This is a genomic window from Hyphomicrobium sp. NDB2Meth4, from assembly GCF_900117445.1.
Lineage (GTDB): Bacteria > Pseudomonadota > Alphaproteobacteria > Rhizobiales > Hyphomicrobiaceae > Hyphomicrobium_A.
Map to the genome: position 1 here is coordinate 185,289 of NZ_FPEJ01000009.1, position 26,504 is coordinate 211,792.

The 26,504-nt window shown below is 63.7% G+C and carries 26 protein-coding genes; 12 read left to right on the forward strand and 14 right to left on the reverse strand.

The features are described from left to right. Positions 1-19: 19 nt before the first annotated feature. Together NDB2M4_RS14250 and NDB2M4_RS14255 are read left to right on the forward strand one after the other, a co-directional pair. The gene (locus NDB2M4_RS14250; RefSeq protein ID WP_072376200.1) at positions 20-850 is read left to right on the forward strand and encodes a ribonuclease T2 family protein; all 831 of its coding nucleotides are present in this window, start codon (positions 20-22) and stop codon (positions 848-850) included. A gap of 158 nt (positions 851-1,008) precedes the next feature. Continuing rightward, positions 1,009-1,431, forward strand: a complete 423-nt coding sequence (locus tag NDB2M4_RS14255) for a hypothetical protein (protein WP_072376202.1) — start codon at positions 1,009-1,011, stop codon at positions 1,429-1,431. A 23-nt stretch (positions 1,432-1,454) separates the two neighbouring features. On the opposite strand, the gene NDB2M4_RS14260 is transcribed toward NDB2M4_RS14255, so the two are convergent. From NDB2M4_RS14260 to NDB2M4_RS14275, 4 genes are all read right to left on the reverse strand, one after another. Continuing rightward, positions 1,455-2,207 (reverse strand): hypothetical protein, encoded by a 753-nt coding sequence (locus NDB2M4_RS14260; protein ID WP_072376204.1) that lies wholly within the window; start codon positions 2,205-2,207, stop codon positions 1,455-1,457. Positions 2,208-2,648: 441 nt separating this feature from the next. After that, positions 2,649-3,497: a TorF family putative porin gene (locus tag NDB2M4_RS14265; protein ID WP_072376388.1), complete on the reverse strand. Its 849-nt coding sequence runs from the start codon at positions 3,495-3,497 to the stop codon at positions 2,649-2,651. 262 nt (positions 3,498-3,759) lie between these two features. Beyond that, positions 3,760-4,593, reverse strand: a complete 834-nt coding sequence (locus tag NDB2M4_RS14270) for a TorF family putative porin (RefSeq protein WP_072376206.1) — start codon at positions 4,591-4,593, stop codon at positions 3,760-3,762. Positions 4,594-4,884: 291 nt separating this feature from the next. Further along, positions 4,885-5,682, reverse strand: a complete 798-nt coding sequence (locus NDB2M4_RS14275) for a TorF family putative porin (protein WP_072376208.1) — start codon at positions 5,680-5,682, stop codon at positions 4,885-4,887. A 361-nt stretch (positions 5,683-6,043) separates the two neighbouring features. Here NDB2M4_RS14275 and NDB2M4_RS14280 point away from each other — a divergent pair, with 361 nt between their 5' ends. From NDB2M4_RS14280 to NDB2M4_RS14290, 3 genes are all read left to right on the forward strand, one after another. Continuing rightward, positions 6,044-6,778, forward strand: a complete 735-nt coding sequence (locus NDB2M4_RS14280) for an SDR family oxidoreductase (RefSeq protein ID WP_072376209.1) — start codon at positions 6,044-6,046, stop codon at positions 6,776-6,778. Positions 6,779-7,001: 223 nt separating this feature from the next. Further along, a complete protein-coding gene (locus NDB2M4_RS14285) occupies positions 7,002-8,321 on the forward strand; it encodes a glucosaminidase domain-containing protein (protein WP_072376211.1) in 1,320 nt (439 codons plus the stop codon). 99 nt (positions 8,322-8,420) lie between these two features. After that, the gene (locus NDB2M4_RS14290; RefSeq protein WP_083556378.1) at positions 8,421-9,854 is read left to right on the forward strand and encodes a glucosaminidase domain-containing protein; all 1,434 of its coding nucleotides are present in this window, start codon (positions 8,421-8,423) and stop codon (positions 9,852-9,854) included. Between the two features lie 80 nt (positions 9,855-9,934). Here NDB2M4_RS14290 and NDB2M4_RS14295 read toward each other — a convergent pair whose 3' ends face one another. The 3 genes from NDB2M4_RS14295 to NDB2M4_RS14305 form a co-directional block, all read right to left on the reverse strand. Continuing rightward, the gene (locus NDB2M4_RS14295; protein ID WP_072376216.1) at positions 9,935-11,080 is read right to left on the reverse strand and encodes a ceramide glucosyltransferase; all 1,146 of its coding nucleotides are present in this window, start codon (positions 11,078-11,080) and stop codon (positions 9,935-9,937) included. A gap of 116 nt (positions 11,081-11,196) precedes the next feature. After that, positions 11,197-12,168, reverse strand: coding sequence for a hypothetical protein (locus NDB2M4_RS14300; RefSeq protein WP_072376218.1), 972 nt, complete (start codon positions 12,166-12,168; stop codon positions 11,197-11,199). A 154-nt stretch (positions 12,169-12,322) separates the two neighbouring features. Beyond that, positions 12,323-13,318 (reverse strand): NAD(P)H-quinone oxidoreductase, encoded by a 996-nt coding sequence (locus NDB2M4_RS14305; protein ID WP_072376390.1) that lies wholly within the window; start codon positions 13,316-13,318, stop codon positions 12,323-12,325. A 133-nt stretch (positions 13,319-13,451) separates the two neighbouring features. Here NDB2M4_RS14305 and NDB2M4_RS14310 point away from each other — a divergent pair, with 133 nt between their 5' ends. Both NDB2M4_RS14310 and NDB2M4_RS14315 read left to right on the forward strand, forming a co-directional pair. Beyond that, the gene (locus NDB2M4_RS14310; protein WP_072376220.1) at positions 13,452-13,643 is read left to right on the forward strand and encodes a DUF1192 domain-containing protein; all 192 of its coding nucleotides are present in this window, start codon (positions 13,452-13,454) and stop codon (positions 13,641-13,643) included. Positions 13,644-14,010: 367 nt separating this feature from the next. Beyond that, positions 14,011-14,571, forward strand: a complete 561-nt coding sequence (locus NDB2M4_RS14315; protein WP_244536183.1) for a DUF1465 family protein — start codon at positions 14,011-14,013, stop codon at positions 14,569-14,571. A gap of 121 nt (positions 14,572-14,692) precedes the next feature. Here the strand turns inward: NDB2M4_RS14315 and rpmE are convergent, their stop codons facing one another. Further along, on the reverse strand, positions 14,693-14,917 hold the full coding sequence (gene rpmE, locus NDB2M4_RS14320; protein ID WP_072376224.1) for a 50S ribosomal protein L31: 225 nt from the start codon (positions 14,915-14,917) through the stop codon (positions 14,693-14,695). Positions 14,918-15,244: 327 nt separating this feature from the next. Between rpmE and NDB2M4_RS14325 the strand changes: the two genes are divergently transcribed. Together NDB2M4_RS14325 and NDB2M4_RS14330 are read left to right on the forward strand one after the other, a co-directional pair. After that, positions 15,245-16,975, forward strand: a complete 1,731-nt coding sequence (locus tag NDB2M4_RS14325; protein ID WP_244536184.1) for an ABC transporter transmembrane domain-containing protein — start codon at positions 15,245-15,247, stop codon at positions 16,973-16,975. 101 nt (positions 16,976-17,076) lie between these two features. Next, positions 17,077-17,694, forward strand: a complete 618-nt coding sequence (locus NDB2M4_RS14330) for a hypothetical protein (RefSeq protein WP_139247295.1) — start codon at positions 17,077-17,079, stop codon at positions 17,692-17,694. An 82-nt stretch (positions 17,695-17,776) separates the two neighbouring features. Here NDB2M4_RS14330 and NDB2M4_RS14335 read toward each other — a convergent pair whose 3' ends face one another. The 5 genes from NDB2M4_RS14335 to NDB2M4_RS14355 all read right to left on the reverse strand — a co-directional run bounded on the left by NDB2M4_RS14335 (position 17,777) and on the right by NDB2M4_RS14355 (position 22,598). Further along, the gene (locus NDB2M4_RS14335; protein WP_072376228.1) at positions 17,777-18,805 is read right to left on the reverse strand and encodes a peptidoglycan -binding protein; all 1,029 of its coding nucleotides are present in this window, start codon (positions 18,803-18,805) and stop codon (positions 17,777-17,779) included. Positions 18,806-18,808: 3 nt separating this feature from the next. Continuing rightward, a complete protein-coding gene (locus NDB2M4_RS14340; RefSeq protein WP_072376230.1) occupies positions 18,809-19,852 on the reverse strand; it encodes a flagellar motor protein MotA in 1,044 nt (347 codons plus the stop codon). Positions 19,853-19,987: 135 nt separating this feature from the next. Further along, positions 19,988-20,791 (reverse strand): inositol monophosphatase family protein, encoded by an 804-nt coding sequence (locus tag NDB2M4_RS14345; RefSeq protein WP_072376232.1) that lies wholly within the window; start codon positions 20,789-20,791, stop codon positions 19,988-19,990. Positions 20,792-20,886: 95 nt separating this feature from the next. Then, a complete protein-coding gene (locus NDB2M4_RS14350) occupies positions 20,887-21,966 on the reverse strand; it encodes an SEL1-like repeat protein (protein WP_072376234.1) in 1,080 nt (359 codons plus the stop codon). Next, positions 21,963-22,598, reverse strand: coding sequence for a thiamine phosphate synthase (locus NDB2M4_RS14355; RefSeq protein WP_072376236.1), 636 nt, complete (start codon positions 22,596-22,598; stop codon positions 21,963-21,965). Before NDB2M4_RS14355 ends, NDB2M4_RS14350 begins: the two co-directional genes overlap by 4 nt. A gap of 148 nt (positions 22,599-22,746) precedes the next feature. Between NDB2M4_RS14355 and NDB2M4_RS19845 the strand changes: the two genes are divergently transcribed. From NDB2M4_RS19845 to NDB2M4_RS14380, 3 genes are all read left to right on the forward strand, one after another. Beyond that, positions 22,747-24,564, forward strand: a complete 1,818-nt coding sequence (locus NDB2M4_RS19845; RefSeq protein WP_083556382.1) for an OmpA family protein — start codon at positions 22,747-22,749, stop codon at positions 24,562-24,564. 299 nt (positions 24,565-24,863) lie between these two features. Beyond that, positions 24,864-25,466, forward strand: coding sequence for an HdeD family acid-resistance protein (locus tag NDB2M4_RS14375; RefSeq protein WP_210186552.1), 603 nt, complete (start codon positions 24,864-24,866; stop codon positions 25,464-25,466). Between the two features lie 33 nt (positions 25,467-25,499). Beyond that, on the forward strand, positions 25,500-25,826 hold the full coding sequence (locus tag NDB2M4_RS14380; RefSeq protein ID WP_244536185.1) for a hypothetical protein: 327 nt from the start codon (positions 25,500-25,502) through the stop codon (positions 25,824-25,826). Between the two features lie 70 nt (positions 25,827-25,896). On the opposite strand, the gene NDB2M4_RS14385 is transcribed toward NDB2M4_RS14380, so the two are convergent. Then, a complete protein-coding gene (locus NDB2M4_RS14385; RefSeq protein ID WP_072376244.1) occupies positions 25,897-26,331 on the reverse strand; it encodes a GlcG/HbpS family heme-binding protein in 435 nt (144 codons plus the stop codon). Positions 26,332-26,504 lie beyond the last annotated feature (173 nt).

Consider the following 26,504-nt stretch of genomic DNA (forward strand, 5'->3'; position numbering starts at 1 on the left):
GGGCGTTTGAGGTGATCCGATGAGCGCACGCAACGTCTGGGCAATCATCATCGCGGGCCTAGCCTGCCTGGTGGCCGCGCACGCTTGCGCCCAGTCGCTGCGCGACGTCCCGTGGCCGAGCGAGGTGTTCAACCAGAAGCCGAGCCAGAACAACGTCGCGGGCAATTTCGATTACTACACGATGGTGATGTCGTGGAGCCCGACGCACTGCGTCACCGCCGAGGAAGGGCGAGATGACGAGCAGTGCGCGCGTCTCGACGGGCTGCGATACGGGTTCGTGCTGCACGGACTGTGGCCGCAGTACCAGAAGGGGTATCCGGAGGCGTGCCGCACCGGGCGCAAGCCGTTCGTTCCCAACGATGTCATCAACGGCATGCTCGACATCATGCCTTCGCGCGGCTTGGTCATTCACGAGTACAAGCTGCATGGCACGTGCTCGGGTCTCGATCCGGCAAATTACTACAGTCTGTCGCGGCGGTTGTTTCGCAGCGTGCGGATTCCCGAGAAGTTCAAGAATCCATACGAGACGCAGTTCATGTCGCCGGGGGATGTCGAAGCGGCATTCCTGCGCGAGAATCGCTGGCTGCGGCCGGACATGATCGCGATCACGTGCGGAGGAGCGGGCAACCGGTTGCGCGATGTGCGCATCTGCATGACGCGTGACGGCAAGGGACGGGCGTGCGGTGAGAATGAAGATCAGCGCAAGTTGTGCCGCTCCAATCAACTGCACGTGCCGCCGGTGCGCTCCACGCGCTACGACGGCATCATGTCCGACAAGAAACCCATGCCGCCGCAGCGCGACCGCGGCTTGCCGCGTCCGCAAGTCATCGAATCACCGATGCGCCAATAGGGTTCGGGCGGCGCAGAGATGCGTAGGCCGGTGACTGTGGAAATCGGCCCGAGCGCAACACCGTAATTGTGGCGCTCGTCTTGCCCCACCGGCGTCTCGTCCACAGACTTATCGCAATGATTCTTTCGATAGATTCTGGGCGATAGGTTCTGAACGAGATGCGATCAGCGGCAACGAAGGCGGCGCAGGCCAAGGCACCGACGGGTGCTGGAGAGAGCGCAATTGCCGCGGCGGTCCGCCGTCCCGCACGGGGCGCTGCTTTATGGGCTACGATCGGCTTCGTCAGCGGGGCCGTTTTCTGGCACGCGGTCGGCTTCTGGACGTTCATGTCGGAGCTGGTGCTCGACGGCAGAGAGGCTTCCGCGTCCGAGGAAATGATCGAAGTGGCGGCAGATATCGAAACCGGCAGCTTGCCGAGCGTATACCGCGTCGATCCGCGGAAGTGCACCAGCCTGGTCCTGAAGCGCGAGGCGAACTACACGGCGGCTCAGGCCTGTCCGCGCGAGGGGATTGCTCTCCGGCTCGACACCGAATCGACGCGCGAGGACATCGCCGTCATTGCCGACGCCGGCCCGCGCTAATCGAAGCTCCACATCGTGAGATTTCAGGCGGCCTTACGGGTGCGCTCGGTGCGCCAGCGGTAAGGGGCGGTTGCGATATAGCCCAATCCCGCCGGTGCGTGCGAGACGTGCAGCGTCGTGGGGTCGATGCTCCAGGAGTTCGCCAGCCGCAGAACGTGATCTTCGGTCGGGTGGAGGATGATCTCCCCGCCAGCGTCGCCTTTGCGGCCACGCACGCCACGCAGTTCAAACAACTTGAGACCGAGCGAGCGCTCCTCGCGGCTGGGGCGGCCCTTGTTCCAGACGACGCCCTCGTCGCTGACGGCGAACGCGCGCACGAGGCGCCCATCCTTCACGCGCGCCCAGGCGTAGTAATCGATCGGCGGATAGCTGAAGAAATACTGAGTCTCGGAGAAGCGGCTGCCGAGGTCGACGAGGAGCGGCGTGCACTTATCGGCGAAGCCGGTGCCGAGCGGATGTGGCAGCGACAGGCCGACGGCGAACACCCAGCCCTCGACCGCTGGCGAAACGAAGACGCGCGTTGCGCCCAGCCAGTCATCGTAGACGGCGCCGATACCAGAATTCCAGTTGCATGCAGAAGCGTCTTCGAGTTGCAGCGCCTCGAGAACCTCGAGCGGGTCGTCGCTGCGCACGGCAAGCCACGCCATACTGCAGCCGAAGGCGCATGGCCCGTCCGGCGCCTGCGCGAAGTAGACGCGCTTCTCGCCGCCGGCGCGGGCGAGGAGAAAGGCTCCGGCGACGGTCAAAGCCGTCATGCAAAGGATGATGATGATCACGCTCGCCGGCCCTGGCGCTATCGTTATGACAGGGTTTTATGGTGCCGATCGGCGCTATCGCGCAAGCTGAGGAGACGGCCAGATTGGGGAAAAGCCCGGTGCGACGGCCGATCTCGGGCTAAGGCGCGGGCGGAGTGAGGCCAGCTTGCGCCGCTAACCGGTAGCGGGTCTCCGGCGAACGCCGCAAAGCTGGCCCCTGGCCTCGCTGAGCACGCCGTTTGAGGGCTGTGGGCGTGCCCTGCGTCTTGGCTGCCGAGGCCACCGCTGGCAACCCAACGGAACGGCCGGCGGCCAAACTCGAAAAAGCACGCGTACGGATATAGGAGCCTTATGACAGGGCTGTGTCTATCGATTCGCTCCGTGAGCCGCTGCGCGAATAAAATGGAAAAGGCGGCGCTGTCGATGCGCCGCCTTTGGATTTCAGTCGGGCCTTGCGGGCGATCAGGGGATCGCCACCTTGGCAGAGAAGACGAAGCGGCCATCGCACAGCGTATCGACCGGGCAGATGTTGGCGGCGTCGCCACCGATGTTGGTGTCCCAGTAGCGGAAATCGAAGGTCATACCTTCGACGGCGAGCGCGAGGCCGACGTTCCAGTAGTAGTATTCGTTGTCGGTGGCGATCGCGTTGACCCAGTAGCCATCGCTGATGCTACCGCGCTGCCAGCCGAGCACGCCGTTGACGGTGGGCGTGAAGACGGAAACCTTCGGCAGCGTCCAGGCAGCCATGGTCTCGATCGTCCAGACAGAGCCGGTCTTGGCGAAGTACTCGGGCGACCAATAAACGGTGGTGCCGGTGACGAGGCTCGGGTGCAGGACCGACCAGCTATAGCCAGCCTTCAATTCCCAGTAGTTCGGGTCGGCGGTGGCAACAGGCAGAGAGTTGTCCGGATTGGCGCCCGGGTATGAGTAGTAGATGAAGCCGAAGTCGAGGTTCATCGCGCCGAGCGGAGACTGCCAAGTGGGGCGAATACCGCCATACCAGTCCACCTCGGCGTTGGCCGGGGGTGCGTTGTTGAAGTCGACCATCGACGACCAGACACCGGCATAGAGCATGCCCCAAGAGACGTCGGCGCCTCCCTGGAGGGCCGGGTCGTTATCGGACTGCGAGATGCCGCGGAACACGTAGTCCGAGGTCACGCCGATGTTGAAAGAGTAGGTGAATTTGCGCCCTTCCTCGACCGGCGCCGCGGGAGCGGCGACTTCGTAGCCATCGGCGAGAGCGGCGGTGGATGCGGCGGCTGCAGCTGCGAGCACACCGCATAGTGCAAAGATCTTGCGAGATACGGTCATGTGGTCCATCCCCTCGTGGCATAGACGCGCCATACACCGTGCCGCACTGCGGCTTCGATCAAGAAGGCCTGATGCGCAGGCCCCGCACAAGTTCCATTTGATCCAGCTCTCGCGCTTGCTGTGCCTGTGTGGCACACCCGCAACAACCTCTGAATAATGTGTTAATTGCGCACCCTCGGGCCGAGGGGAAGTCTTTCACGCCAAAACGAAAACGGGGCCGGAAGTGATCCAGCCCCGTTCCGTCGTGTATCGAGAGAGTAGATTAGGGAAGAACAACCTTGGCGCTGAACACGAAGCGACCGTCGCAGTAGTCGTTGATGCAGGTGAGCGTATTGGACGTCGAGTTGGAAGCGTCCGTGCCCCAGTAGCGGAAGTCGAAGGTCAGCTTGTCGACTGCGAGAGCCAGACCAGCGTTCCAGTACCAGTAGTTGTTGAAGCCGTTGGCGGCGGAGTATTCGTCGCCACCGGTCACGTAGCCCACCACACCGTTGATGGTCGGAACGAACGGTCCGATCTGGTGGAAGGTGTAACCGGCATTGCCTTCGATGGTCCACACGCTGCCGGTCTCGGCGAAGGAATCGGGTGACCAGTAGACGTTGAGGCCGGTGGCCATGTTCTTGAACAGCTCGCCGCTCACGCCGGCCTTGAGTTCGACGTAGTTGAGCTGCGGACCGTCGGTGACCGGGAAGATCCAGCTCTCACCGGGATAGGTGTAGTAGATCACGCCGAAGTCGAACGTGGCTTCGCGCCAGGTCGGCTTGATGCCGGCGTACCAGTCCATCTCGACGCGGGCGTCGTTGGTGGCTGCGCTGCCACCGAAATCGACGCCAGAGGCCCACCAGCCAGCGTAGAAGATGCCATAACCGATATCGACGCCGCCCTGGATGGTCGGGTCGTTATCCGACTGAGAGATGCCGCGGAAGACGTAGTCCGACACGACACCCAGGTTGAAGGAGTAGGTGAACTTGCGGCCCTCGTCGGCAGGCGCTGCCGGTGCCGCAACCTCGTACCCGTCGGCGGCGGCGGTCCCGGAGATCGCTGTGAGCGCAAGACCCACCGCCCCGCACAGGGCAGCAAGCTTTCTAGTGTTCGTCATGAGAAGCCAATTCCCTCTTGCTTTCGAGGGCAAGAACGCGCCCAACCGCCAAAATCTGCATCCGCGGTGCGCGTTACGGGAATCCACGGCGTAGAAGAGAGAAACGACGCAAATCACCGGCGTTCACAAGATGTAATCAGCTTATCCAAGTGTTCTCCCCAAAAAGCGTGGCCGGAGAGCAACGGCCCTAACAATCGCAATGCTTTAGATGATTACAATTTGGGCACATGACGCCAAAACGGGGCCGATTTCTCGGCCCCGTTGGCAGGGTTTGATCTGGGGTTTGCCAGATTAGGGCAGCGCAACCGTGAGGCTGAACACGAAGCGCTCGTCGCACTTGCTCGTGCCGAAGCACTCGGCTTTGCTCAGGTCGGTATCCCAATAGCGGAGGTCGAATGTGATCTTGTCCACTGCGAGAGAGAGACCGGCGTTCCAGTAGGTGTAGTCGATGAACGACGCGGCGTCGGCATCCACATGGCCCACGAGGCCGCTGACCGTCGGCGAGAAGATCCACAACTGCGGCAGGGCATAAGCCAAACTTCCCTCGAACGTCCAGGTCTCACCAACCTCGCCGGTATACTCCGGCGACCAGTAGGCAACACCACCGGCAGTCAGCCCCTTGAGGATCTCGCCGCTCACACCGGCCTTCAACTCGACGTAGTCAAGCTCGGCTAGGCTGTCGCCCGCCCCTGGGTAAGTGTAGTAGATGACGCCGAAATCGAAGGTCGCGGGACCCCAGGTCGGCTTAATGCCGGCGTAGTAATCGATTTCGACCTGAGCGTCCTCACCAAAGCCCGTGGAGTCCCCGCCGAAGTCGAGGCCCGAACCCCACGCGCCGGCGTAGAAGATCCCGTAGCCAATACCCACCGAACCCTGGATGGTCGGATCGTTATCGGTCTGAGAGATACCGCGGAACACGTAGTCGGACGTGCCCGTGATGGAGAAGGAATAGGTGAACTCGCGCTCCGGCTTTACAGGCGCATCCTTGATGCTGCCCTCATATCCGTCGGCGAGGGCACCGCTGGTGAGCGCGAGAAGCGCGATACCTGCTACGCCAACCAACTTAATTACGCTACGAGACTCGGCCATGATGGAAACTTACCCCCGTACACTACTGACCACTTAAAGCGCCGAACTCGTCGGTGCCGCTGGGAGGCGGCTCTTCTCGAACGCTTCTGGAGTGTAGAAAAAGCGTAAACGGGGCTTGCTACAAGCCGAATCGGACTTATCCAACGTCTCGTGTGCAACCCTGTAACCCATATGCAACGAACGGTGTTCTTTGGCTAGAAATTGGACAAAACACGCTTTGTGACAGGGCATGGACCGATTCTGATATTGGTCAAGCCGAGTGCGGGTGCTCAAAATATGATCAGGCGTGTTGCACCGCACCAGCGTACCCTCTCCCATCCTTGGCGAAAGCTCCCCACCCCGATGACCTCCTGCTTCTCGAATGGCTAGCGCTCCCCGTCACACAGCCTTGATTACGGGCGCCGCCCGGCGCATCGGCCGCGCGATAGCGCTCGACCTCGCGGCGCACGGGTGGCAGGTCGGTATCCACTACCGGAGGTCACGGGAGGAAGCCGAGGGGCTCGCGAGCGAGATTCGCCGCGGCGGGGGCGAGGCGGTGGCTCTAGCCGCCAACCTTGCCGATATCGAGGACGTGCAGTCGCTGATCCCGCGGTGCGCCGAGGCCCTGGGTCAACCCACCTGCCTCGTCAACAACGCTTCGGAGTTCTTCCTCGACACCATCGGCTCAGTGACGCCGGAGGGGTGGCACACGCACCTCGACATCAATCTGAAGGCGCCTGTGTTTCTGGCGCAGGCGCTCTACGCGAGCCTGCCGGAGGGGGTCGACGGCAACGTCATCAACATCATCGACCAGCGCGTCTGGCGACCGACGCCCGACTTCTTCTCGTACACAATCTCGAAGGCGGGTCTGTGGACGGCAACGCAGACGTTGGCACAAGCGATGGCGCCACGGGTGCGCGTCAATGCAATCGGGCCGGGGCCGGTGCTGCAGAGCGTGCATCAGACAGCGGACGACTTCGACGCCGAGAAGCATGGGACGCCGCTGCGACGCGGCCCATCACTTCAGGAGATTGCCACTGCGGTCCGCTTCATCCTCGCAACGCCGTCGATGACCGGCCAGATGATCGCGCTCGACGGCGGACAACACCTGGCGTGAGGGACCGCGCGAAATTACAGCGTTTACCGCTTATTGACTTTGCCGAGGCGCCACAATTCCGCTCCTAGTTGCTCTAACTCGCGCCCTATTGGTGCTGCTTGCTCGTCAGCGTCGGGGGTGCCGACGATTCGTAAACCACCTGTTAACGTTAAGCCTTTAAGAACGTTTGGTGGTTTCGTGTCGGGCGCACGCATCAGAAGCGCCGCGTGGGACGGGTAAAATAATGAAGAGCTTTTTTGGAGCATCGCTGGGCTTCGCTCTCGCCGCCGCAATCAGCGCATCAGCCTTTGCGGCCGATCTTCCGGAAGTGAAAATCTCCGCCGCCAACAAGGTACCGGCCTGCGCAACGCCAGGGCGGCTCACGGAATACCTCAAAGAGCGCAATCCCCGGCTCAACAGTCGTTACGAGCAGCTCGCAGCGCTCTACAAGAAGCACGGCGAAGCGCTCGGCATCCGCTGGGACACTGCCTTCTTCCAGATGATCCTCGAGACAGGTGCGCTGCGCTATACCGGCGATGTGCGCCCTGACCAGAATAACTTTGCCGGTCTTGGCGCCTCGGGCGGCGGCGCGCGCGGTGAGCGCTTCGCCGACATCTCGAGCGGCGTCAAAGCACATCTGCAGCATCTGCTCATGTACGCGGGCGATCACATCGATGATCCGGTCGCCGATCGCACGCGCAAGGTACAGGAATGGGGCGTGCTCACCGATTGGCAGCGCTCGATCGATGGCCCGATGACCTACACTCTGGTCGCTCGTCAGTGGGCACCCACGTCGCGCAACTATGTGCGTGACGTCGAGGCGATCCAGGACGGGTTCTATTCCAGCCACTGCAATACGCCTGATCCAGACCCAACGGCTAGCCAGGAAGCGCAGCTCGACACACCGCAGGCGGAGCCGGAGAAGGTCGCGGTGGCGGACGAGACTCCTGCCGCTTCCAAGGGTGCCGAGATCGCCAAGCGCAACATCGAGGCCGAGCGCACGCAGGGCGGCGCTCTGAGCGGGCTGGGCGCGGGGATGCTGGCCAGTGTCAACGCCTCATCAGCCAAGGCGGCTGCGGCACCGGCAGCCGAAGAGGATGCGCCTCCGGTGAAGCTGCTCAACGGCAATCAGAGCAGTGACGCAGTAGCTTCTGCCGACAGCAAGCCCGCAGCTCCGAGCAAGTCTGCTGCGAAGGCCGACAGCAAGGCGAACACCAAGCAGGCCGCCAAGACGAAGCCGGCGTCCAGCGATAGCGCCAGCAAGGGTGCCAACGTGCAGACGGCATCGATCGGCAGCGCCGCGACGCAGCTCAAGGTGCCTTCCGCGAAGAGCAGCAAGTGCAAGGTGTTCACCGCCAGCTATGGCGGTCAGCGCGCCGTCATCATCAAGGCAAACGGGGACGGGCAGACGAACTACACCGTCCTGGACGTGACGGAAGCCAACGAAAAGCGGGAGATCGAGGCGTACATCGCTGCCTATGCAAAGGGCGGCGAAAAGGTCGGCTCGTTCAACAACCAGACGAAGGCGCTGACGAAGGCCTTCGAGCTCTGCCCCGAGGGCTGATCGCGCACGCAATGACGGGCGCGTCCACCCGATGCGCCCGCCGACGAGAAGAACGACGCGCCCCCAGCAGCCGTCAGAGATGAGACCGTAGAGAGCGCCATGGTAACCCCATTGACGGCGAACGGGCGATTTGCGTCCTGCGCCCGCCACGTTGCTCGCGCGAGCATCGCGGTGCTTGCCATGCTCGTTGCCGCGCACGCGGAGGCCGCCCCGCCGAAGATTCGTACCGATGCGGGCAACACGGTTCCGCGATGCGTCACCCCGCAACGACTGATGGCCTTCCTCAAGACGCGCAACAGCAATCTCGATCCGCGCTTTTCCAACATCGCCAGCTTCTACAAGAAGCACGGCGAAGCATGGGGCGTGCGGTGGGACTACGCGTTCTTCCAGATGGCGCTAGAGACCAACTTCCTGACCTATCGCCGTGGCAACGGCGACTGGGGCGACGTCAATCCGCGACAGAACAACTTTGCGGGGCTAGGGACGACGGGCGGCGGCGTCCCCGGCGACAGCTATCCGGACGTCTCGACAGGCGTGCTGGCGCAGATCCAGCATCTCGTCGTCTATTCGGGGCAGCGCATCAACAATCCAGTAGGGGCGCGCACGCGACTGAAGCAGGACGACATCATCGCGGTGATGGCGAGCAAGAACGGCAAGACGACATTCGGCGATCTGGCGCGCCGCTGGGCTGCGGATCGCAACTATGGTGCTTCGATTGAATGGGTGGCGACCAGCTATCGCCAGTCGTTCTGCACCGGTCCTGATCCTGTCGAAGAGGTGCGCGCGGCGCCGGAGAAGCCCGTGCGCCAGGCTCGCAATAACAAAGAGAAGCTCGCCAAGGCCGCGAACCTCGGTGGACCACAGGCCGCCGCAGAAGCGCCGGTGCGCACCATCTGGTCTGCCGGCAACGCCGAACCCGGGGCCGCAGTGAGCGATGGCGCAGCGGTGCCGAAGACACCTCAGGTGAGAGCGGTAAAAGTGCGCACCGCGCCGATGCCCGAGCGTAAGCCGGAAATGCAAGTTGCTGCGCTCGACAGCGGACCTGTCGTCTCCGAGCAGATGATCCAGACGGGCAGCGAACCCGCGCCGGTGGCGGAGCTTGCGCCCGCGGCCGAGAGCGTGGCGACACCGCTCGTGAGCGATACAGCGGCGGCCGCAGAGCCCGATGCCCCGAGGTCCGAGGCGGCGCCCGCCGTCGCCTTCGCCTATGCAGGCGCGCTGGCATCGGCGCTGCCACGGGCGCAATCAGCGACGAAGGCCGACATGGAAGGCTGCCGCGTGGCGACTGCGAGCTACGGCGGCAAGAAGATACTTCTGGTGCGCTCGGCCGATTCTGAGCCGCTGCAGCTCACGTTGCTGACGGTGCTCGACGGCTTCGAGAAGTCGATGCTCGACAACTTCCTCAAGGCGCACGCGCCGGGAGGATCGAGCGTCGGCGAGTTCACCAGCCGGGATGCCGCGCTCGCAAAGGCCAGGGAACTCTGCTCGCGTGCGGCGGGCGGGACCTCTGGCGGGGGAGCGAGCGCAGGCTAGACGGGGGACCGCCTCTCTTCGGCAGCGCTCTCAACCGGGCGTGTCGGAGAGAGGCGGCGCCGAAACCGGCCCATCATTACTCAGTTGCTGGGAACCGCGTTGGCGAGGTGCATGTCGTTGCCGCGCCAGCTGAAGGAGTTGCCGAGCCACGCCTGTACCCAGAGCACTGGCAGCATCGCGTCACGTGCCAGCCAAGCGAGCGGCGACAGCGGGCCGATATGCCAGCCGGCGGCGCGCGCAAGCATCGCTTCCGAGGCGTACCAGGCGAGGCCCAGGCCGCCGACGATGCCGACGATCGAGAGGTCGAACGCGTAGGCAGCAAATCCGGCGGCGATCAGCGGCGCGACGCTGCCGGAGAGAAGCTCGGGCACAAAGAAGAGCGGGAAGGTGACGCGGCGAAGTTTGGCCCAGCGCACCTGACGTGACCAGATCTGACTCGCTGTCCGGCTGCCGAGAGGCTGGCCGAAGGCGCGATCGACGAGGCGCACGCGCTTGCCAGTCCGGCGCACGACTTTGGTGGCGGCCGCATCCTCTGCGATTTCTGCGCCGAGCGCGCGGATGCCGCCCGCCTGCTCGAGATCGGCGCGGCGCCAAAGCATCGTCTTGCCCTGGGCGAAGCCGAGCCCGACTGTGTCGGCGGCGTACTGCCAACGCGCCTGATAGGTGTTGAGGAATGCGCACTCGACCTCGGCCCAGAAGCCTTTCGGCATGCAGCCGATGGGCGGAGCGCACAAGAGCCCGGTGTCGGCGCGCCAACCAGCCAGGAGGCGCTGCAGGTAATCGGCCGGCATCAGCACGTTGCTGTCAGCCATGACAACCCAGGCATGACGCGCATCGCGCCAGCCTTTGATCAGGTTGTTCAGCTTCGGGTTGGAACAAAGAACGTCGCGGCCAATGAGCAGCTTGGCATCGACGTGATCATACTCCGCCATTAACCGGCGGATCAGGGGGACGACAGGGTCGTCAGCATCTTCGCAGCACAGGATGAGTTCATAATGCGCGTAGTCGAGCGTGAAGCTCGAACGCAGCGTTATCTCATCCAGAGGATCGAGCCCGCGCACGGGCCGCAACACGCTGATGGGCGGAAGGCTGGGCGAAGGCGCGTCGGCGAGAGCCGGTGCCTCGTGGGAGCGGCGTGCGCGATAGGTTGCGAGCAGCGCGCTAGCAAAGTGCAGCAGCGTGGCGAGGCCAACGAATACAGCACAGCCCCAAGCGATCTCGTCCATGAGCAACCTTGCGCAATAGCCTATTGTGCAAGGTTTTCAGCGGATTCCATGACACGTTGATGACGAGGCCTCCGCCATTGCGACGCAGGCTGACCCAATCGTTACCGTGCGGACATTCACTCAGCGGGCGTGAGATACTTGAGCGCGACGTTGGACAGCGCGCCTCCGACGACGCAGGGCACGCCCATGTAGGCCTGGCCCATCACGCCCGCAGCGACGCAACCCAGCGCGAACGCGGTCTGGCCGGCCTGGCCCCACCAGGAAAAGTTGCGCGCGCTTTCGGGGCCTTTGGTCTTCAGCTCCTCGATGGATGCGAGCGCGTCCTTGCGGATCTGGGCGAGTTCGAATGTCTCGGCGCCCTCTATGACCTCGGCGAGCGGCTTTTCCACCTTCTCGGGCTGATGCGGCAGTGAGGTCTTGAGGTAGCTCAGGAGGTCGTGATCCTTGGAAGCGTTCTGGGCGAGCGTCCACTTGACCATCGAGCCGATCGTCAGCTTTTCGACGTTGTTCTTCTCGCGCGACCAGGCGAGCGTGCGCACGAGGCGCTGAATAGGTTCGGAGGAACCGGTGGCGAAGTAGTAGCCCCAGTTGGCGTCGACGGCGATCGGGCTATCGAGAGGCAGGTCGCGCAGCACCTGAAGCTTGCCGTAGAGGTAGCGCTCGATGATGACTTTGCGCGCGGGCATGCGCTCGACGAACTTGCCCATCAGCTCCTTCCAATCGGCAAGCCCCGAATAAGCGATCGCCTTGATGACGACGACCTGATCGTACGGCGGCATGGGGAACATGTCGGCGATGAGCTTTTCGGCCTTATCGGGATTGGAGCCGATGACGCCGGCGATGAAGCCGACATAGATGCCGGCCTGCTCGATCTCCTTGAAAGACCCCTGCTCGCGCATTGCTTTGAAGGCGGCGGGCAGGCGCTCGGGCGTGGGATTGAGGCGATAGTCGTTGATCCAAGAAAGGATCATCTCGGGCCGCGAGAACGGCGGGGGCTCGGGCTTTCTCTTAGCATCAGCGCTTTGGGCGAACGTAAGCACAGACAGTGCTGCCAGTGCGGCACCGATGATGCCCCAAAGCCGACGCATATGAACACTTCGCACGAGCACGTGCGCTCCCCTTCGAATTACGGCTTTTGCGGTTCCCACCCATGGGTCCGGACAACAGAAAACCGCGCATTGTCAATTTGATGGCAGGGGCGGAATCCCCCCACCCGCCAGGCGTCCCGGCGGAAAATAAACCCTAAACCGTCAAGACGATCTTGCCGACGTGGGCGGCGTCGATGCGGGCATGAGCGGCGGCGGCCTCGCGCAGCGGGAAGGTGGCGTCGATCACGACCTTGATCTTCTTGTCGGCGAGCAACGGTGTCACCTTCTCTTCGACCGCGCGGGCGATGGCGGCTTTGACCTCGGCCGGGCGGATGCGCAGGGTCGAGCCGGTGACGGTCAGCCGCTTCAGCATGATGCGCATCATGTCGATCGTGACCTTGGAGCCCTGCTGGTAGGCGATGTTGACGAGGCGGCCATCGTCGGCGAGCGAGCGGATATTGCGCTCGACGTAGTCGCCGCCGACCATGTCGAGGATGACGTCGACGCCGCGCCCGCCGGTTTCAGCCTTCACGGCCTCGACGAAGTCCTCGGTCTTGTAGTCGACCGCGCGCTTGGCGCCGAGCTCAAGGCAGGTTTTGCACTTCTCGGGCGAGCCGGCCGTGGCGATGACGTTGGCGCCCAGCGCGGCTGCAAGTTGAATTGCAGCAACGCCGATGCCGCTGGTGCCGCCATGAACGAGGAACCACTGGCCGGGCTTCAGCCCACCGCGTTCGAACACGTTGTGCCAGACGGTGAAGAAGCCTTCAGGCACGCCCGCGGCCTCGACCATCGACAATCCGGCGGGGACAGGCAGGCACGAGCCCTCATCGGCAACGCAGTATTCGGCGTAGCCGCCTCCATTGACGAGCGCCATCACCTTGTCGCCGAGGGCAAAGCGGCTGGCATCGGGGCCGAGCGCGGCGATGGTGCCGGAGACTTCAAGTCCTGGAATTTCGGAATGACCTTTGGGAGCGGGATAAAGACCGAGCCGCTGCATCACGTCGGGACGATTGACCCCGGCGGCTTCCACTTTGATCAGCACCTGACCGCGGCCCGGCTGCGGCACGGGCACCGTCTGAGGCTGCAGCACCTCGGGCCCACCTTTGCCGACGATTGCGATGGCGGTCATGGTCTCGGGAACAGCGGTCATCATTTACCCTTTCGGCTGGCCTCGATGCCCTGATGCCCGAGCAGCCAGAAAGAGACAAGCGGGGCGTGCGCGCAGGTTGCCGCGGCGGAACGGTTGGCGCAGAGTCGTCGGCCCTGGATCACGGAGGCCGCGCATGGACTGGGACGATCTCGCGCCGAAGAAGGCAAAGAGCATTGCAAGCATCGGCGACAGCCTCGCCACGCTTTCCGTTGCGGAACTCGAAGCACGCATTACGGCGTTCGAGGAAGAGATCGCTCGCATCAAAGTGGAACTCGAGGCAAAGCGCCGGCACGAAGCTGCGGCCAACGCTCTCTTCAAGAAGTGAAGGCACGCACGCTGCCTTCCCAAACGGTAATCGCCCGGTCAACGCGCATTAACACTTGTGATGGCGCGCCTTCATTGGCGATAGCGCAAACGTGAGGAAGAAGCTCTTCAGAGGTCGTTAGCCTTTAAAGCTTTGTTAGGGTTAGGCCGATAACGTCATATCATCCAGTCACCTGGATCCTGAGCGGCACGGCCGCTCTGTTTGACGCCTCCCTGTTTGACTTCAGAGCCGCTGCAAAGCGGCTCTTTTTTTGCATATCCCCAAACTTGATCGAAACGGTGCTTCGATCGTCCCGCTTTTGGTCATGTTGTTAACTATGGCTTGGCAGGATGCGAGCGTGTTAATTGTGAGCAGCAGGTGAGTGAGCGTGTCAAATCTAGTCATGAGCAACGTATCGCGTGCTGAAGCGGTCTCGGCCGCAAATGGTGTCACCGTATCGTTTGGCGAGCGCTTCCAGGCTTCCGCTCAGTTCGACATGGTGTTCAAGCAGGGCATGGCGCTCGTCGAGCGCACCGCCGCGTATCTGGAGGGTCCAGGTCGCGCCGAGGCCAAGCGGCTCCCCGCCGCCGTCAACGTTCTTTACGCCAGCGAGAGCATGCGGCTGACGACGCGTCTGCTCGATATGGCTTCGTGGCTGCTGGTCCGCCGCGCCCTGAAAGAGGGCGACATCAGCGAGGCCGAGGCACAGCGAAAGCGCAAGGGCGCAGCCCTGAACGCTCCGGCTCGTTCTTCGCATACTGCCGGGTTCGGCGAGCTGCCGGAAACGCTGCGTGGGCTGGTCGAAGAAAGCTATGCGCTGCAGGACCGGGTGGCGCAGCTCGACCGCGCGATGAGCATCAAGGCCGACAACGTCGCCTCCAGCGAGGCGGCATTTTCCAATCCAGTCGGCTCGCAGCTCGACCGGATCCGTGTCGCCTTCGGGGCCTGATCTCAAGATTTCAGTGGCGCGCCCTGCCGTTCCGGCCGGGCGCCTTCGCTGTTAACGAATGCTCAACGAAAAAAGCCCGGCGCGTGCCGGGCTTTTTTGTTCGCTCGACGATCGTCGAGGATCAGAACAGGCCTTCGAACTTCTTCTTGAAGCGCGAGAGGCGGCCGCCGCGGTCCATGAGGCGCTGATCGCCACCGGTCCACGCGGGATGCGAGGTCGGGTCGATGTCGAGCTGCAGCTCATCGCCTTCCTTGCCATAGGTGGAATAGGTGATGAACTCGGTGCCGTCGGTCATCTTGACCTTGATCTGGTGGTAGTCGGGGTGCAGATCGGGATCGTTCTTCATCGTTGCGCTCGCAATGGCTCGCCCTTTGGCGAATAGCCGCTTCAATCGGGCAATTTGGGTGTTTCGAGCGGCCTCTATAGTCGAGAAGGACGGCGGGCACAAGCACGGGTATTGAGGCCGGTATACCAATGGGCACCGCGTCCTGATGCCACTTGAGCGGGGGCACCCCGTCGGGCATGGTCCCTTGTAACAATGTTCGCCGGCAGTCTGGATGCCGATCTCAAGAGTATTGCCGTGGCTCGACGCAAATCCCAATCAGACGGGGAAAACCCCGCGACAGGGGAAACTGACCAAGGAAAGCGCTCTCGGCCCGAGTTGCGGCCGCTGATGGCGCTCTGGCCGTATCTGGCCCGCTATCCCGTCCGGGTGGCGCTCGCCGGCGTCGCGCTGGTCGTCTCGGCGCTTGCCATGCTGATCATACCGATGGCCGTGCGCCGGGTCATCGACCTCGGTTTCGGCTCGCACGACGGGATCTTCATCGACCGCTATTTCGGGATGCTGATCGTCATCGGCTTCGTGCTGTCGGTCGCCAGCGCCGCACGGTTCTATTACGTCAACTGGCTGGGTGAGCGCGTCGTCGCCGATCTGCGCAGCGACGTGTTCCGCCATGTCGCCGATCTCGGGCCTTCGTTCTTCGAACGCACGCATTCGGGCGAGCTGATGAGCCGCCTCACGGCGGACACCACGCAGATCAAAGCGATGGCCGGTACATCGTTGTCGCAGGCGCTGCGCAGCGCGATCATGCTGATCGGCGCGCTGGTCATGATGTTCGTCACCAGCGCGCACCTGTCGCTGCTGGTGCTGCTCGCGATTCCGGTGACGGTGCTGCCGCTGATCGCATTTGGGCGGCTGGTGCGGCGCCTGTCACGGCGCGCGCAGGATACCCTGGCAGAGGCTTCGGCTTACGCCGCTGAGAACCTCGCCGCCTCGCGTACCATGCAGGCCTTCGCCTACGAGAGCGTTGCGGCCAAACATTACAGGGATGGGGTCGAGGTAGCTTTTGACGCCGCCAAGGAGCGGATGCGGGCGCGCGCTGCGCTGACGGCGCTCGCCATGTTCCTCGTCATTGCCAGCATCACCAGCGTGCTGTGGTTCGGCGCGGCCGCTGTGGTCGACGGAAGCCTCAGCGTCGGGCGGCTCAGCCAGTTCGTGCTGTACGCTGTTTTCGCAGGAGCCTCCTTCGCCCAGGTCTCCGAGATCTGGGGTGAGGTCAGCCAAGCGGCGGGCGCAGCGGAGCGGCTGACAGAGCTGCTGGCGGTGCAGCCCGAGATCAAGTCTCTGGCCAACCCCGTGCCGCTGCCTACGCCAGCGCGAGGCGAGATCGAGTTCAAGAAGGTCAGCTTCTCCTATCCCGGGCGATCGAGCCTGCCCACTCTGCAGGACGTCACCTTCCGCGCCGCGCCGGGCGAGACGATTGCGCTCGTCGGGCCCTCGGGCGCTGGCAAAAGCACGATCTTCAATCTGCTCCTGCGCTTCTTCGATCCGCAGTCGGGCGCGGTTTGCGTCGACGGTGTCGATGTGCGCGAGGCGGCGCTGGACGCTGTCCGGGCACGCATGGCGCTGGTTCCGCAGGACGTCGCCCTGTTTGCGGGTACCGTTGCCGACAACATCCGCTACGGCAAGCCGGACGCAGACATGGACTCGGTGCGGAGGGCAGCTGTTGCGGCCCAGGCAGATGACTTCATCAGCGCCCTGCCACAGGGTTACGAGACCCGGCTGGGTGAGCGCGGCGTATCGCTGTCGGGCGGGCAACGCCAGCGTATTGCCATCGCCCGCGCCATCCTGAAAGACGCCCCGATCCTGCTGCTCGACGAGGCGACGAGCGCCCTCGACGCTGAGAGCGAGGCCGGAGTGCAGCGGGCGCTGGAACGACTGATGGTCGGGCGCACGACGCTGGTGATCGCCCACCGGCTGGCCACGGTTCAGAAAGCCCGGCGCATCCTCGTCATGGACAAGGGTCAGATCGTGGAGCAAGGCACCCACGCCGAACTGGTGGCAAGGGGCGGTCTTTATGCCCGCCTTGCCGAGATGCAGTTCGCTGCCGAGGCCGCTGAATAGCCTAAATTCGCAGCATTCCTTACCGCGCGATGATATCGCTAATGGGGAGAACGGCGCCCGTATCGACGGCGCGCCGGCGATAACCGAGGGGAAAAGCATAAATGCAACCGGACCTTGAGCCGATGCTGCCGCCTGAGCCGCGGACCAGCACGGCCCCGCCGTTGTGGGTTTGGGCGCTGGTCGTCGGAATGGGAGCCGTTGCCGCTTATTCGGGCTACACGGCCCTGTCGGCCAATCAGCTTTATCACGAGGGTGAGAGCGTTCGTCTCGATCTCGCCCGCCAGCGCGACCGTTTGAAAGCCAATGTCACGGACCTCACGCGTCAGTTGGAGCAGGCGAACCGCTCGCTCGGCGAAGTCGAGAATGCGCTGAAGCAATCGCGCGCCAATACCGAGTCTGCTTCGGCGCAGATCACCGACCTGCAGAAGCAGGTTGGAGAACTGCAGCAGCAGGTGACGGATCTGCAGCAGCGCTCGGCCGACTTGGAAAAGGCGCGTAATGCTGCCGAAGCGGAGGCCAAGGCGGCAAAGGATGCCGTGCATGGTGCAAAGGATGCATCAGCCAAGGAAATCGCATCGCTTAAGTCGCAGCTCGCAGCCGCGCAGAAGAAGTTGAACCAAGCGCTGGCGGACCTGAAAAAAGAGCGCGAGTTCGTGAGCCCGGTGCCGATGCCGCCGCCTTCGGGCGAGGTACCCCAGGATGCGCCTCCGCCGCGTTGAGGCTTGGCGCGATCGTTTGGCAAAAAACTTTGCATCCCGGGGCTTAGCCCCGGGATTTTTTGCGCGCAGTGAACCTAGGCCATCAGCGGTTGGTAAGCTTCAGCTCGATGCGGCGGTTGCGCTGCAGGCTCGCCTCGTCGATACCGGTCTCGAGCGGCCGGAACTCGCCGTAACCCGCGGCGACGAGCCGGTTGGGCGACACGCCCCGCGTGATCAGGTAGCGCACGACCGAGATGGCGCGCGCGGTCGACAGCTCCCAGTTGGATGGGAAGGTCGGGCTGGCGATGGGGCGGATGTCTGTGTGGCCATCGACCTGAAGCGCCCAGTCGATCTCCTTGGGAATTTCTCTCTCGAGCTGGATGATGGCGGAAGCCAGCTGGTCCATCGTCGCCAGACCCTCGGGCGTCAACTGGTTCGAGCCGGACGGGAACAGAACTTCCGATTCAAAGACGAAGCGGTCGCCGACAACGCGGATGTCCTTGCGGTTCTTGAGAAGCTCGCGCAGCCGGCCGAAGAAGTCGGAGCGGTAGCGCTGTAGCTCCTGGACCTGGCGCGCCAGCGCTGCGTTGAGGCGGGCACCGAGATCCTTGATGCGGGTCTGGCTCTCGGCGTCCTTCTTCTCGGATGCCTCGAGCGCTTCGTTCAGCGCGGCGATCTGGCGGCGCAGCGACAGCAGTTGCTGATTGAGGATGTCGACCTTGGCCAGCGCTTCGTCGGAAATCTTCTTCTGGTTCTCAAGGTCGGTGGTGAGGCCGGAGATGCGGGCCTCGGCGGCCTTTGCCGCTTCATCCCCCGACAGCGCAAAGCCCGACAGCTTGGAATTTTCCTCGCGCATCGAAGACAACGATGCCTGTAGCGCGGCCAGTTCGTCGGCGGCCGACTTGGCCTTGCCCTTCTCGAGCGCGAGCAGGCTCGTCAGCTCGGAAATCTGCAGCGTCAGGCGCTTCAGCGCGGTGTCCTTACCGCTGGCCTCCTGGCTGGCGAAGTACTGCGCCAGCATGAAGATCGACATTAGGAACGTGACGACGAGCAGCAGCGTCGACAGCACGTCGACGTAGCCCGGCCAGAAGTCGGCGTATTCGTTGCGCCTGCGCGTGCGTCCGCCCGCCATGCGCTATCCTCGACGCTGCATGTTGGCGGCGAGCTGCTTCAGGGCCTGAGCAACCTCGGAGTGCTGTGCGGCCTGCTCGTCGACCCACTCGCGCACGACTTTCTGCTCGGCGCGCATCTGGGTGACGAGCTGGTTCACGCCGCGGGCAAGCTCGCGCAGTTGCTCATCCCCTCCTCCCTTGCCGGCGATGGCGCTGGCCATCGACTGATCAGAGAGACGCGTCGAGAGATCTTCGACAGCGCGCTGCATGTGCAGGATGGCGCTGGAAAGCTGGCGATTGACCTGGTCTGTCGTGCCGCTGGAGCCGGGAGTCAGCTCGGTGATGCCGGACAGCCATTCCTCTAGCTCGTTGTAGAAGCGGTTGTGCGCGTGGGACGCCTGCAGCTCGAGGAAGCCGAGTACGAGCGAGCCAGCAAGGCCGAGCAGCGATGACGAGAACGCCGTGCCCATGCCCTTGAGAGGCGCGGCAAGGCCCGCCTTCAGATCGGAGAACATGGTGACGTTGTCGGTGGCGTTGGTGTCGATGGAATCGATGGCGCCGCCGACCGATTGGATGGTTTCGAGCAGACCCCAGAAGGTGCCGAGCAGGCCGAGGAACACCAACAGGCCGACGAGATAGCGGCCGGTGTCGCGCGCTTCATCGAGACGCGAGCTGATCGAATCCATGATTGATCGCAGCGAGGCGGTCGAAAGCGAAAGCGCGCCGGTGCGGTCGCGCAGCATGGCCGCCATCGGCGCGAGCAGCACGGGCTGATGCGCGATCGAAAGGCCGGGATCGGCAATGCGGAAAGCATTGACCCAGCGGATTTCCGGATAGAGGCGAATGACCTGGCGGAACGCGTAGAGAATGCCGAGCAGCAGCACGCCGACGATCAGGCCATTGAGGCCCGGGTTGTTCAAGAAGGACGTTATGAGCTGCTTGTGCAGGATCGCTGCCAGGAATGCGACCAGCGTCAAGAAGATCAGCATACGAATGAGGAACACGCCGGGTGGCGTCAGCGGTTGGTGTCCCAGTCCCGCTGGATCGTTCTGTCTTCTTCTGGCCATCCCGAGCTCCGCCCGCCACGTTATCAGCCCCGTGACATTACCCGAAGCCAATGACAGTACAAACCGGGCAACATCGTGCCCGCGAGGACACGATTATTCTTGGTGATGCGAGGCCGCGTTCTCAGTGCGGCGTGGTCAGGTGCGGGCCGACGAATTGGCGACCAGTGGGAAGAACTCCTTGTGGAGTGAGCTATTGGAGGCAAGCACCTGCCCCTTCTCCAGCATGTCCGAGCCGCCCGAGAGGTCTGTGATCGTACCGCCCGCCTCTCGCACGAGGACGATGCCGGCAGCCAGATCCCAGGGTTTGATGTCCCGCTCCCAGTAGATGTCGAAGCGGCCGGCGGCGATCCAGGCGAGATCGAGCGCGGCCGAGCCGGTGCGACGAACACCGGCGACATACTTGGTCACCTCTTTGATCTCGCGCTGGAAGACGGGATGTCCGGGACGGCCGAGGTGCGGGATGCCGGTGGTGACGAGCGAGTCGGACAGGCTCTTGCGGGCGGCAACGCGGAGCCGGCGGCGGTCATTGAGGAAGGCGCCTTTGCCCTTCTCGGCAGCGAACAGCTCGTCCGAGATCGGGTTGTATACGAGACCCGCAACGAGCTGGCCTTCGCGCTCCAGACCGATGGAGATGGCGAACATCGGGACGCCGTGCAGGAAGTTCGTGGTGCCGTCGAGCGGATCGACGACCCAGCGATGCGATTGGTCGTCGCCGATGATCTCGCCCCGCTCCTCCATGAGGAAGCTGTAGCCGGGGCGCGCCTTGGACAGCTCGCGATAAAGGATCTCTTCCGCCCGCAGGTCGGCGGCGGTGACGAAGTTGCCCGGTCCCTTGACCGAGACCTGGAGCTGCTCGACCTCGCCGAAATCGCGGGAGAGGCTGCGGCCGGCCTTTCGGGCGGCACCAATCATGACGTTCATGAGCGCTGAAGCGGGCATGCGGGGGAGTTCCTTCGGGGGCGCCGTCGCATCAGGCGGCTTAGCGCGCCCGACTACCCCCTGAGCGCGACGCTGGCAAGCCCGTGCTGGCGCTATCAGAACAGTCCGGCCTGTTCGCGCCATTCGAGCGCGGCCTGCTGAGCCTTGCTGCGCTCGGCTTTGGGAAGCTTGTCGATGAACTTGTCGAGCGTCTCGTCCTTGAGGCCGCCAGCCTGGGCGATGAAGCGCCACTTGGCCGCTTCCTGCTCGCTCTTTTTGACGCCAACGCCCTCGGCATAGACGTAAGCCAGCCGGTTTTGGGCAGCGGCGATGCCCTTGCGGGCAGCGGAGAACAGATACGGGATGGCCTTGGGCTCGTCCTTCGTCAGGCCGAGGCCGCGCAGCAGCACAACAGCGTAATCGAACTGCGCTTCGGCCATGCCTTGCTCGGCTGCTTTGCTGAGCCAGCGCGAAGCTTCCAACGCGCTCGGCTGCACGCCCTCCCCGTTCTGATAGAGACCGGCAAGATCATATTGGGCGACAGCGATGCCCTTCTCGGCGGCGTAGCGAATGTGCATGGCGGCGCGATAGGAGTTCTGCGGCTTGCCATCGCCCTTCAGGAACAACAGACCGAGATTGTAATTGGCGAGCGGATGGCCGGTGCGTGCAGCCTTCTCGAAATACTCGGCAGCCTTGACGCGATCCTTTTTCACGCCGCGGCCTTCGGCGCAAAGCACACCGAGTGCGAACGAGGACTGCACGTCGCCCATCTCGTCGCCCTTGGCGTACCACTTGATGGCCGTGCGCATATCTTTGGGCACGCCCAGGCCTTCCGAATAAAGACGGCCGAGCAGCGTGTGCGCCTGCGGATCGCCGCGCTGCGCCGCTTCGGTGGCGAGCTTGGCTGCGGTCAGGTACTGGCCCTGGTCGAAGGCGATGTAGGCGGCTTCCTCACCCGACGGTTCGACGAGCGACTTGGAGAGCGTGCCAGCTTTCGGCCGGGTGTCCTTGTTGCCGGGAACAGGCGTCTTGGAGAATTTCTCAGCAGGGGCGACTTTCACCGGGCGACCGGGCCGGGGCTTCGGGGCTTCGGTCGTTTCCATCACCCAAGAGCTGGTCTCGGCTTGCGCGACCCCGATGGCGACGGGCATCGCCAAGACGCAGAGCGCGGCAGCTAAGACGTGGCGATGCTTCATGTCGTCGCCTCGGGCTGGGGCGATGCTGCAGCAATGTCGTGCGCGAGTTGTTCTGGCGACGAAAGATCGAAATCGGCGCGCATGGCGATGAAGTCGGCGCCTACGCTTGCCAGCGCAATCGCCTCGTCCGCGCTTTCGACGTCGAAGGCCACGCACGGCACCTCGAATATCTCGCTCCACCAGCCGACGAGTTCGCGGCGGCGCGCGGCGGCGGCGTCGCGATCCTCGACGTGGGCGGGAATGCCGAAGCCGATGTAGTCAGCGCCGGCCTCGGCGAGGTCCATGGCGTCGTGGCGCGTGCGCCCGACGTCGACACCGACGATGTAGCGGTTGCCGAGCACCTCACGCGCTTCGGCGTACTGAGCGACGACGTCCTTGCTCCAAGGCACGTGAACGCCATCGGCTCTCAACGTTCGCGCAAGTTGCGCATCGCCGTTGATCAGCGCCGCGATGTCTTTGCTTTGTGCCAGCTCGACAAGCGGGCGGGCCAAGGTCGCCGTCAACGGGGTCGAAGCATCCGCCATCACGAGCAAGGTTGCTGCCTGCGCGGCCTCAAGGGTCGCCGCAAGGCGCGCCAAGTCGGCCCCCGCGGTAGCGACGACATAAAGCCTCGAGCGGAACTCCTGCAGCATCAATGCTCCTCAATCCGGTGTAAACACAGCCTATTAGGGCCTAATGGGGCGAAAAGGCGACCTGTTTGTGCCCGTTGGCATGCGGGCCACAACCTCAACATTATTTACGCTATCGGTGCGGTGATCTGCATTTGCCAAGGTCCAACCGATGCGCCGCCTTCTAATCGTTCCAACACTCTCAATCGCTGTGCCCGCGCTGCTCTGTGCCGCAGCGCAGGCAGCATCGCCAATCCCAGGAGCCTATGAGGTTGCACAGGCGCCCATACGGCTTCAAGGGACGCCGCCCGACGATGAAAAGTCCCAGGACAAGAAGCAAGGGGACGACAAGGGCCGGCGCGAGGGCGGCCGCCAGGGTGGCGGCAAGCCACAGCAGGACGGCCAGGGCGCTCAGCAGCGGCGCGACGGCGGCGGAGAGCGCGAGCAGCGCCGAGACAATGCGCAACAGCGCAAGCCGCAGCAGAACCCGCAAGCGCAGCAACAGCAGCAGAAAAAGCCGCAGGACAATCCACAGGCGCAGCAGCCGAGCCGGCAGAACCCCAACCAGGCCCAGGACAACCGCAAGGACGACCGGCGCAACAACAATGCCGGACCTGGTGCGCCGGGCGCACCTCAGGGTCAGCGCGACGGCCGTCCCAATGACCGCGACCGCAATCAGCGTCCCGGCCGGGGCGATCAGGCTGGGCAGGGAGGCCCGAAAGGTCCACCGCCACATGGGCTTCCCGGCAGCCCTACGGGCAAGGGCCCCGGCCCCAGAGACAACGCTGGTCCGCCTCCCCGCTCGGGGAATGAGCCTCCACGCCAGGATGCGCAGCGCAACGACAATGCCGGGCCTGGCGCGCCGGGCGGACCTCAGGGGCCGCGCGACGGCCGTCCCAATGACCGCGACCGCGATCAGCGTCCCGGCCGTGATGATCAGGCTGGGCAGGGAGGCCCGAAAGGTCCACCGCCACAGGGGCTGCCCGGCAGCCCTACGGGCAAGGGCCCCGGTCCTAGAGACAACGCTGGTCCGCCTCCCCGCTCAGGGAACGAGCCTCCACGCCAGGATGCACGGCGCGACGACAAGCGGCCGGGCGGACGCGGTTCCATCGATGAAATCAAGCGAGGCAGGCGTGAGCGCGTCGAAGATGGCGGCCGGCGCACGATCATCGAAGAGCCGGGCAACCGCACCATCGTGCAGCAGAAGGGTCGGCCGCCAATGATCCGGCACGACGAGGGCGATCGCATGCGGCGCACCTCGCGTGATGTGCGGCGCGAGCGGCGTCCCGACGGCGGCAGTCTCGCCATCGCCATCCGTCCAGGCGGTATCGAGGTCTATTCGGAATTCGACGACACAGGTCGCCTGATGCGGCGCTATCGTCGTGACCGCGATGGGCGCGAGTGGGATCTGATCGACAACCGCCGCTTCCGCGGCGCGCCGATCTTCCTTGATCTGGGACCGCCGCGGCTGCGTATGCCGCGCGATCGTTACATCCTGGATTACGATCGCGCCTCGGACGAAGATCTCTACGATGCATTGATGGACGGCCCGGTCGACGAACTGGATCGCGCCTATTCGCTCGATGAGATCCGCTACAACGCTTATCTTCGTGACCGCATGCGGCGCGTCGATCTCGATACGGTGACGTTCGATTTCGGCGCGTGGCAAGTTCCGTACGATCAGTACGGGCGGCTGGAGCGCATCGCGCGCACCATCAACCGCATCCTCGACCGTCGCCCGAACGAGGTGTTCCTAATCGAAGGGCACACCGATGCGGTGGGCTCGGATCTCGACAACCTCACCCTGTCCGACAGGCGCGCGGAAGAAGTTGCCGTTATCCTAACAGAGACGTTCGGCGTGCCGCCTGAGAACCTCGTCACGCAAGGCTACGGCGAGGAGTTCTTGAAGGTGCCGACGTCCGGACCCGAGCGCGCGAACAGGCGCGTTTCAGTCAGGCGCATTACGCCACTCATGGCGCGGCGTCGCTAAAGGTAGAGCAGCCATCGGTGCAGTTTGCCGGTGGCTGCCTTCCACTGACGCGCATCATTCCCGCTCGCAACAATTCAACGAGTTGCATCGTCCGCGCGCTAATTCTGCGCGCGAAATTTTGCGTTCATTCGAAGCCATTTCGTTTGAACAAAAGGCTGGCGGCAAGGAAACGGCGACGGCTCGATCAAAACTGGAACGGCCATTGGCAGTCACGCCACCATAGAAGGATGAAACGCAACAGCTTGCATGTGGGTTGAGCTATAACCATCGCCGGATAATCAGGCCTAGGGAGGACCTCCATGGCTCAGCCGATGACACTCTCCGATTTCGAATCAACTGTTGCAGAGACCAAGCAGCTTATATCCGACAAGTGGGGCTGGTTCCTTGCTCTCGGTATCGTGCTCCTGCTCGCCGGTCTTGCGGCCATCGCCTTCCCGCTGCTTTCGGGCATCGCGGCGAAGATCGTGCTTGGATGGCTGTTCCTGATCGGCGGCGTGATGCTGATCGTACATGCCTTCCAGGCTCCCGGGTGGGGCGGCTTCCTGTGGGAGCTCATTATCGGCGCTCTCTATGTGGTCGTCGGCGGCTACCTCGCCTTCTTCCCTCTCACCGGCCTCCTCACGCTGACTGTGCTGATTGCAGCGCTGTTCATCGCCGAGGGCGTGTTCGAGGTGATCATGGGCTTCCGCGTCCGGCCGCACGAGGGCTGGGGCTGGCTCGTCCTGAGCGGCATCGCGGCTCTCGTGGTTGGCGCCATCATCGCGATGGGTCTGCCGGAATCGGCGGTTTGGGCGCTCGGCCTTCTGGTCGGCATCAACCTTCTATTCTCAGGTTGGAGCTATATTTTCCTCGCGCTGGCGGGACGGCGCGCACACGAGGAAGCGATCGCCACAGCGCGCTAAGCTCTCAGTGTGCTGAGGCTTAGTGGGGTGGCTATGGAAAAGCTCGCGATGTTTCCGGTCCTGGCACTGGGTGCCGGCCTGTTGCTCAACGCTCTAACCCTGGGCGGTCCAGACGCCCAGGCTCAGGCTCAACAGTTGGCCGAAGTCACGGCGGTGCAACCCGCCGACGACGAAGTGCCGCCGGATATCATCGCGGTGCAGATCCGCAAGCAGGGCTACGAGTGCACGAACCCGAGCAAGGCCAAGCGCGATCCACAAGCATCGCGCCCCGACCTTCCGGTGTGGATCCTGACCTGCGAGAACGCGACCTACCGCGTCCGCCTCGTCGGCAACCTGGCAGACAAAGTCGAGAAGCTCTGAGCTTCACGCAAACCGATATGCAAAAGGCGGGGCCGAGACCCCGCCTTTTTTATTCGTTCGCTGGAAGCGATCAGGTGCGCCAGGGATGGGCCGGCAGCTCGCTGACGCCGACAACCTTGGCACCGGCTGCGGCGACCTTGTGATCGTTCTCGACGGAGCTGCCAGAGACACCGATGGCGCCAACGAGAACGCCTTCGTCGTCGACGATGGGCAGGCCGCCTGGGAACGTGATCAAGCCCTCGTTCGAGTGCTCGATGCCGTAGAGCGATTTGCCGGGCTGGGAGAGCTTGCCGATCTCGCCGGTCGGCATGCCGAAGAACACGGCGGTCTTCGCTTTCTTAATAGCAATGTCGATCGAGCCGACCCAAGCGTCGTCCATGCGCACGAACGCCTTGAGATTGGCGCCGCTGTCGACGACGGCGATACACATCTGGGTCTTGAGCTTCGTGGCTTCCTTTTGCGCGGCCTTGATCGCTGCAAGGGCGCTTTCCATCGTAACGTGCATCGTGTTCCTCCGGTTCGGGGCTGGTCGACAACCGACGATATGTAGGCGGCCGCCAAGCTGGCAGAAGCGGGTAAACGACTGCCCTATTGCCGCGGTGCAATGGCGGATAAACGCGCCGGAAGCCTCAAGTGCCCCAGCAAAAAAGAAACACCCCGGGTTTAAGGCCCGGGGTG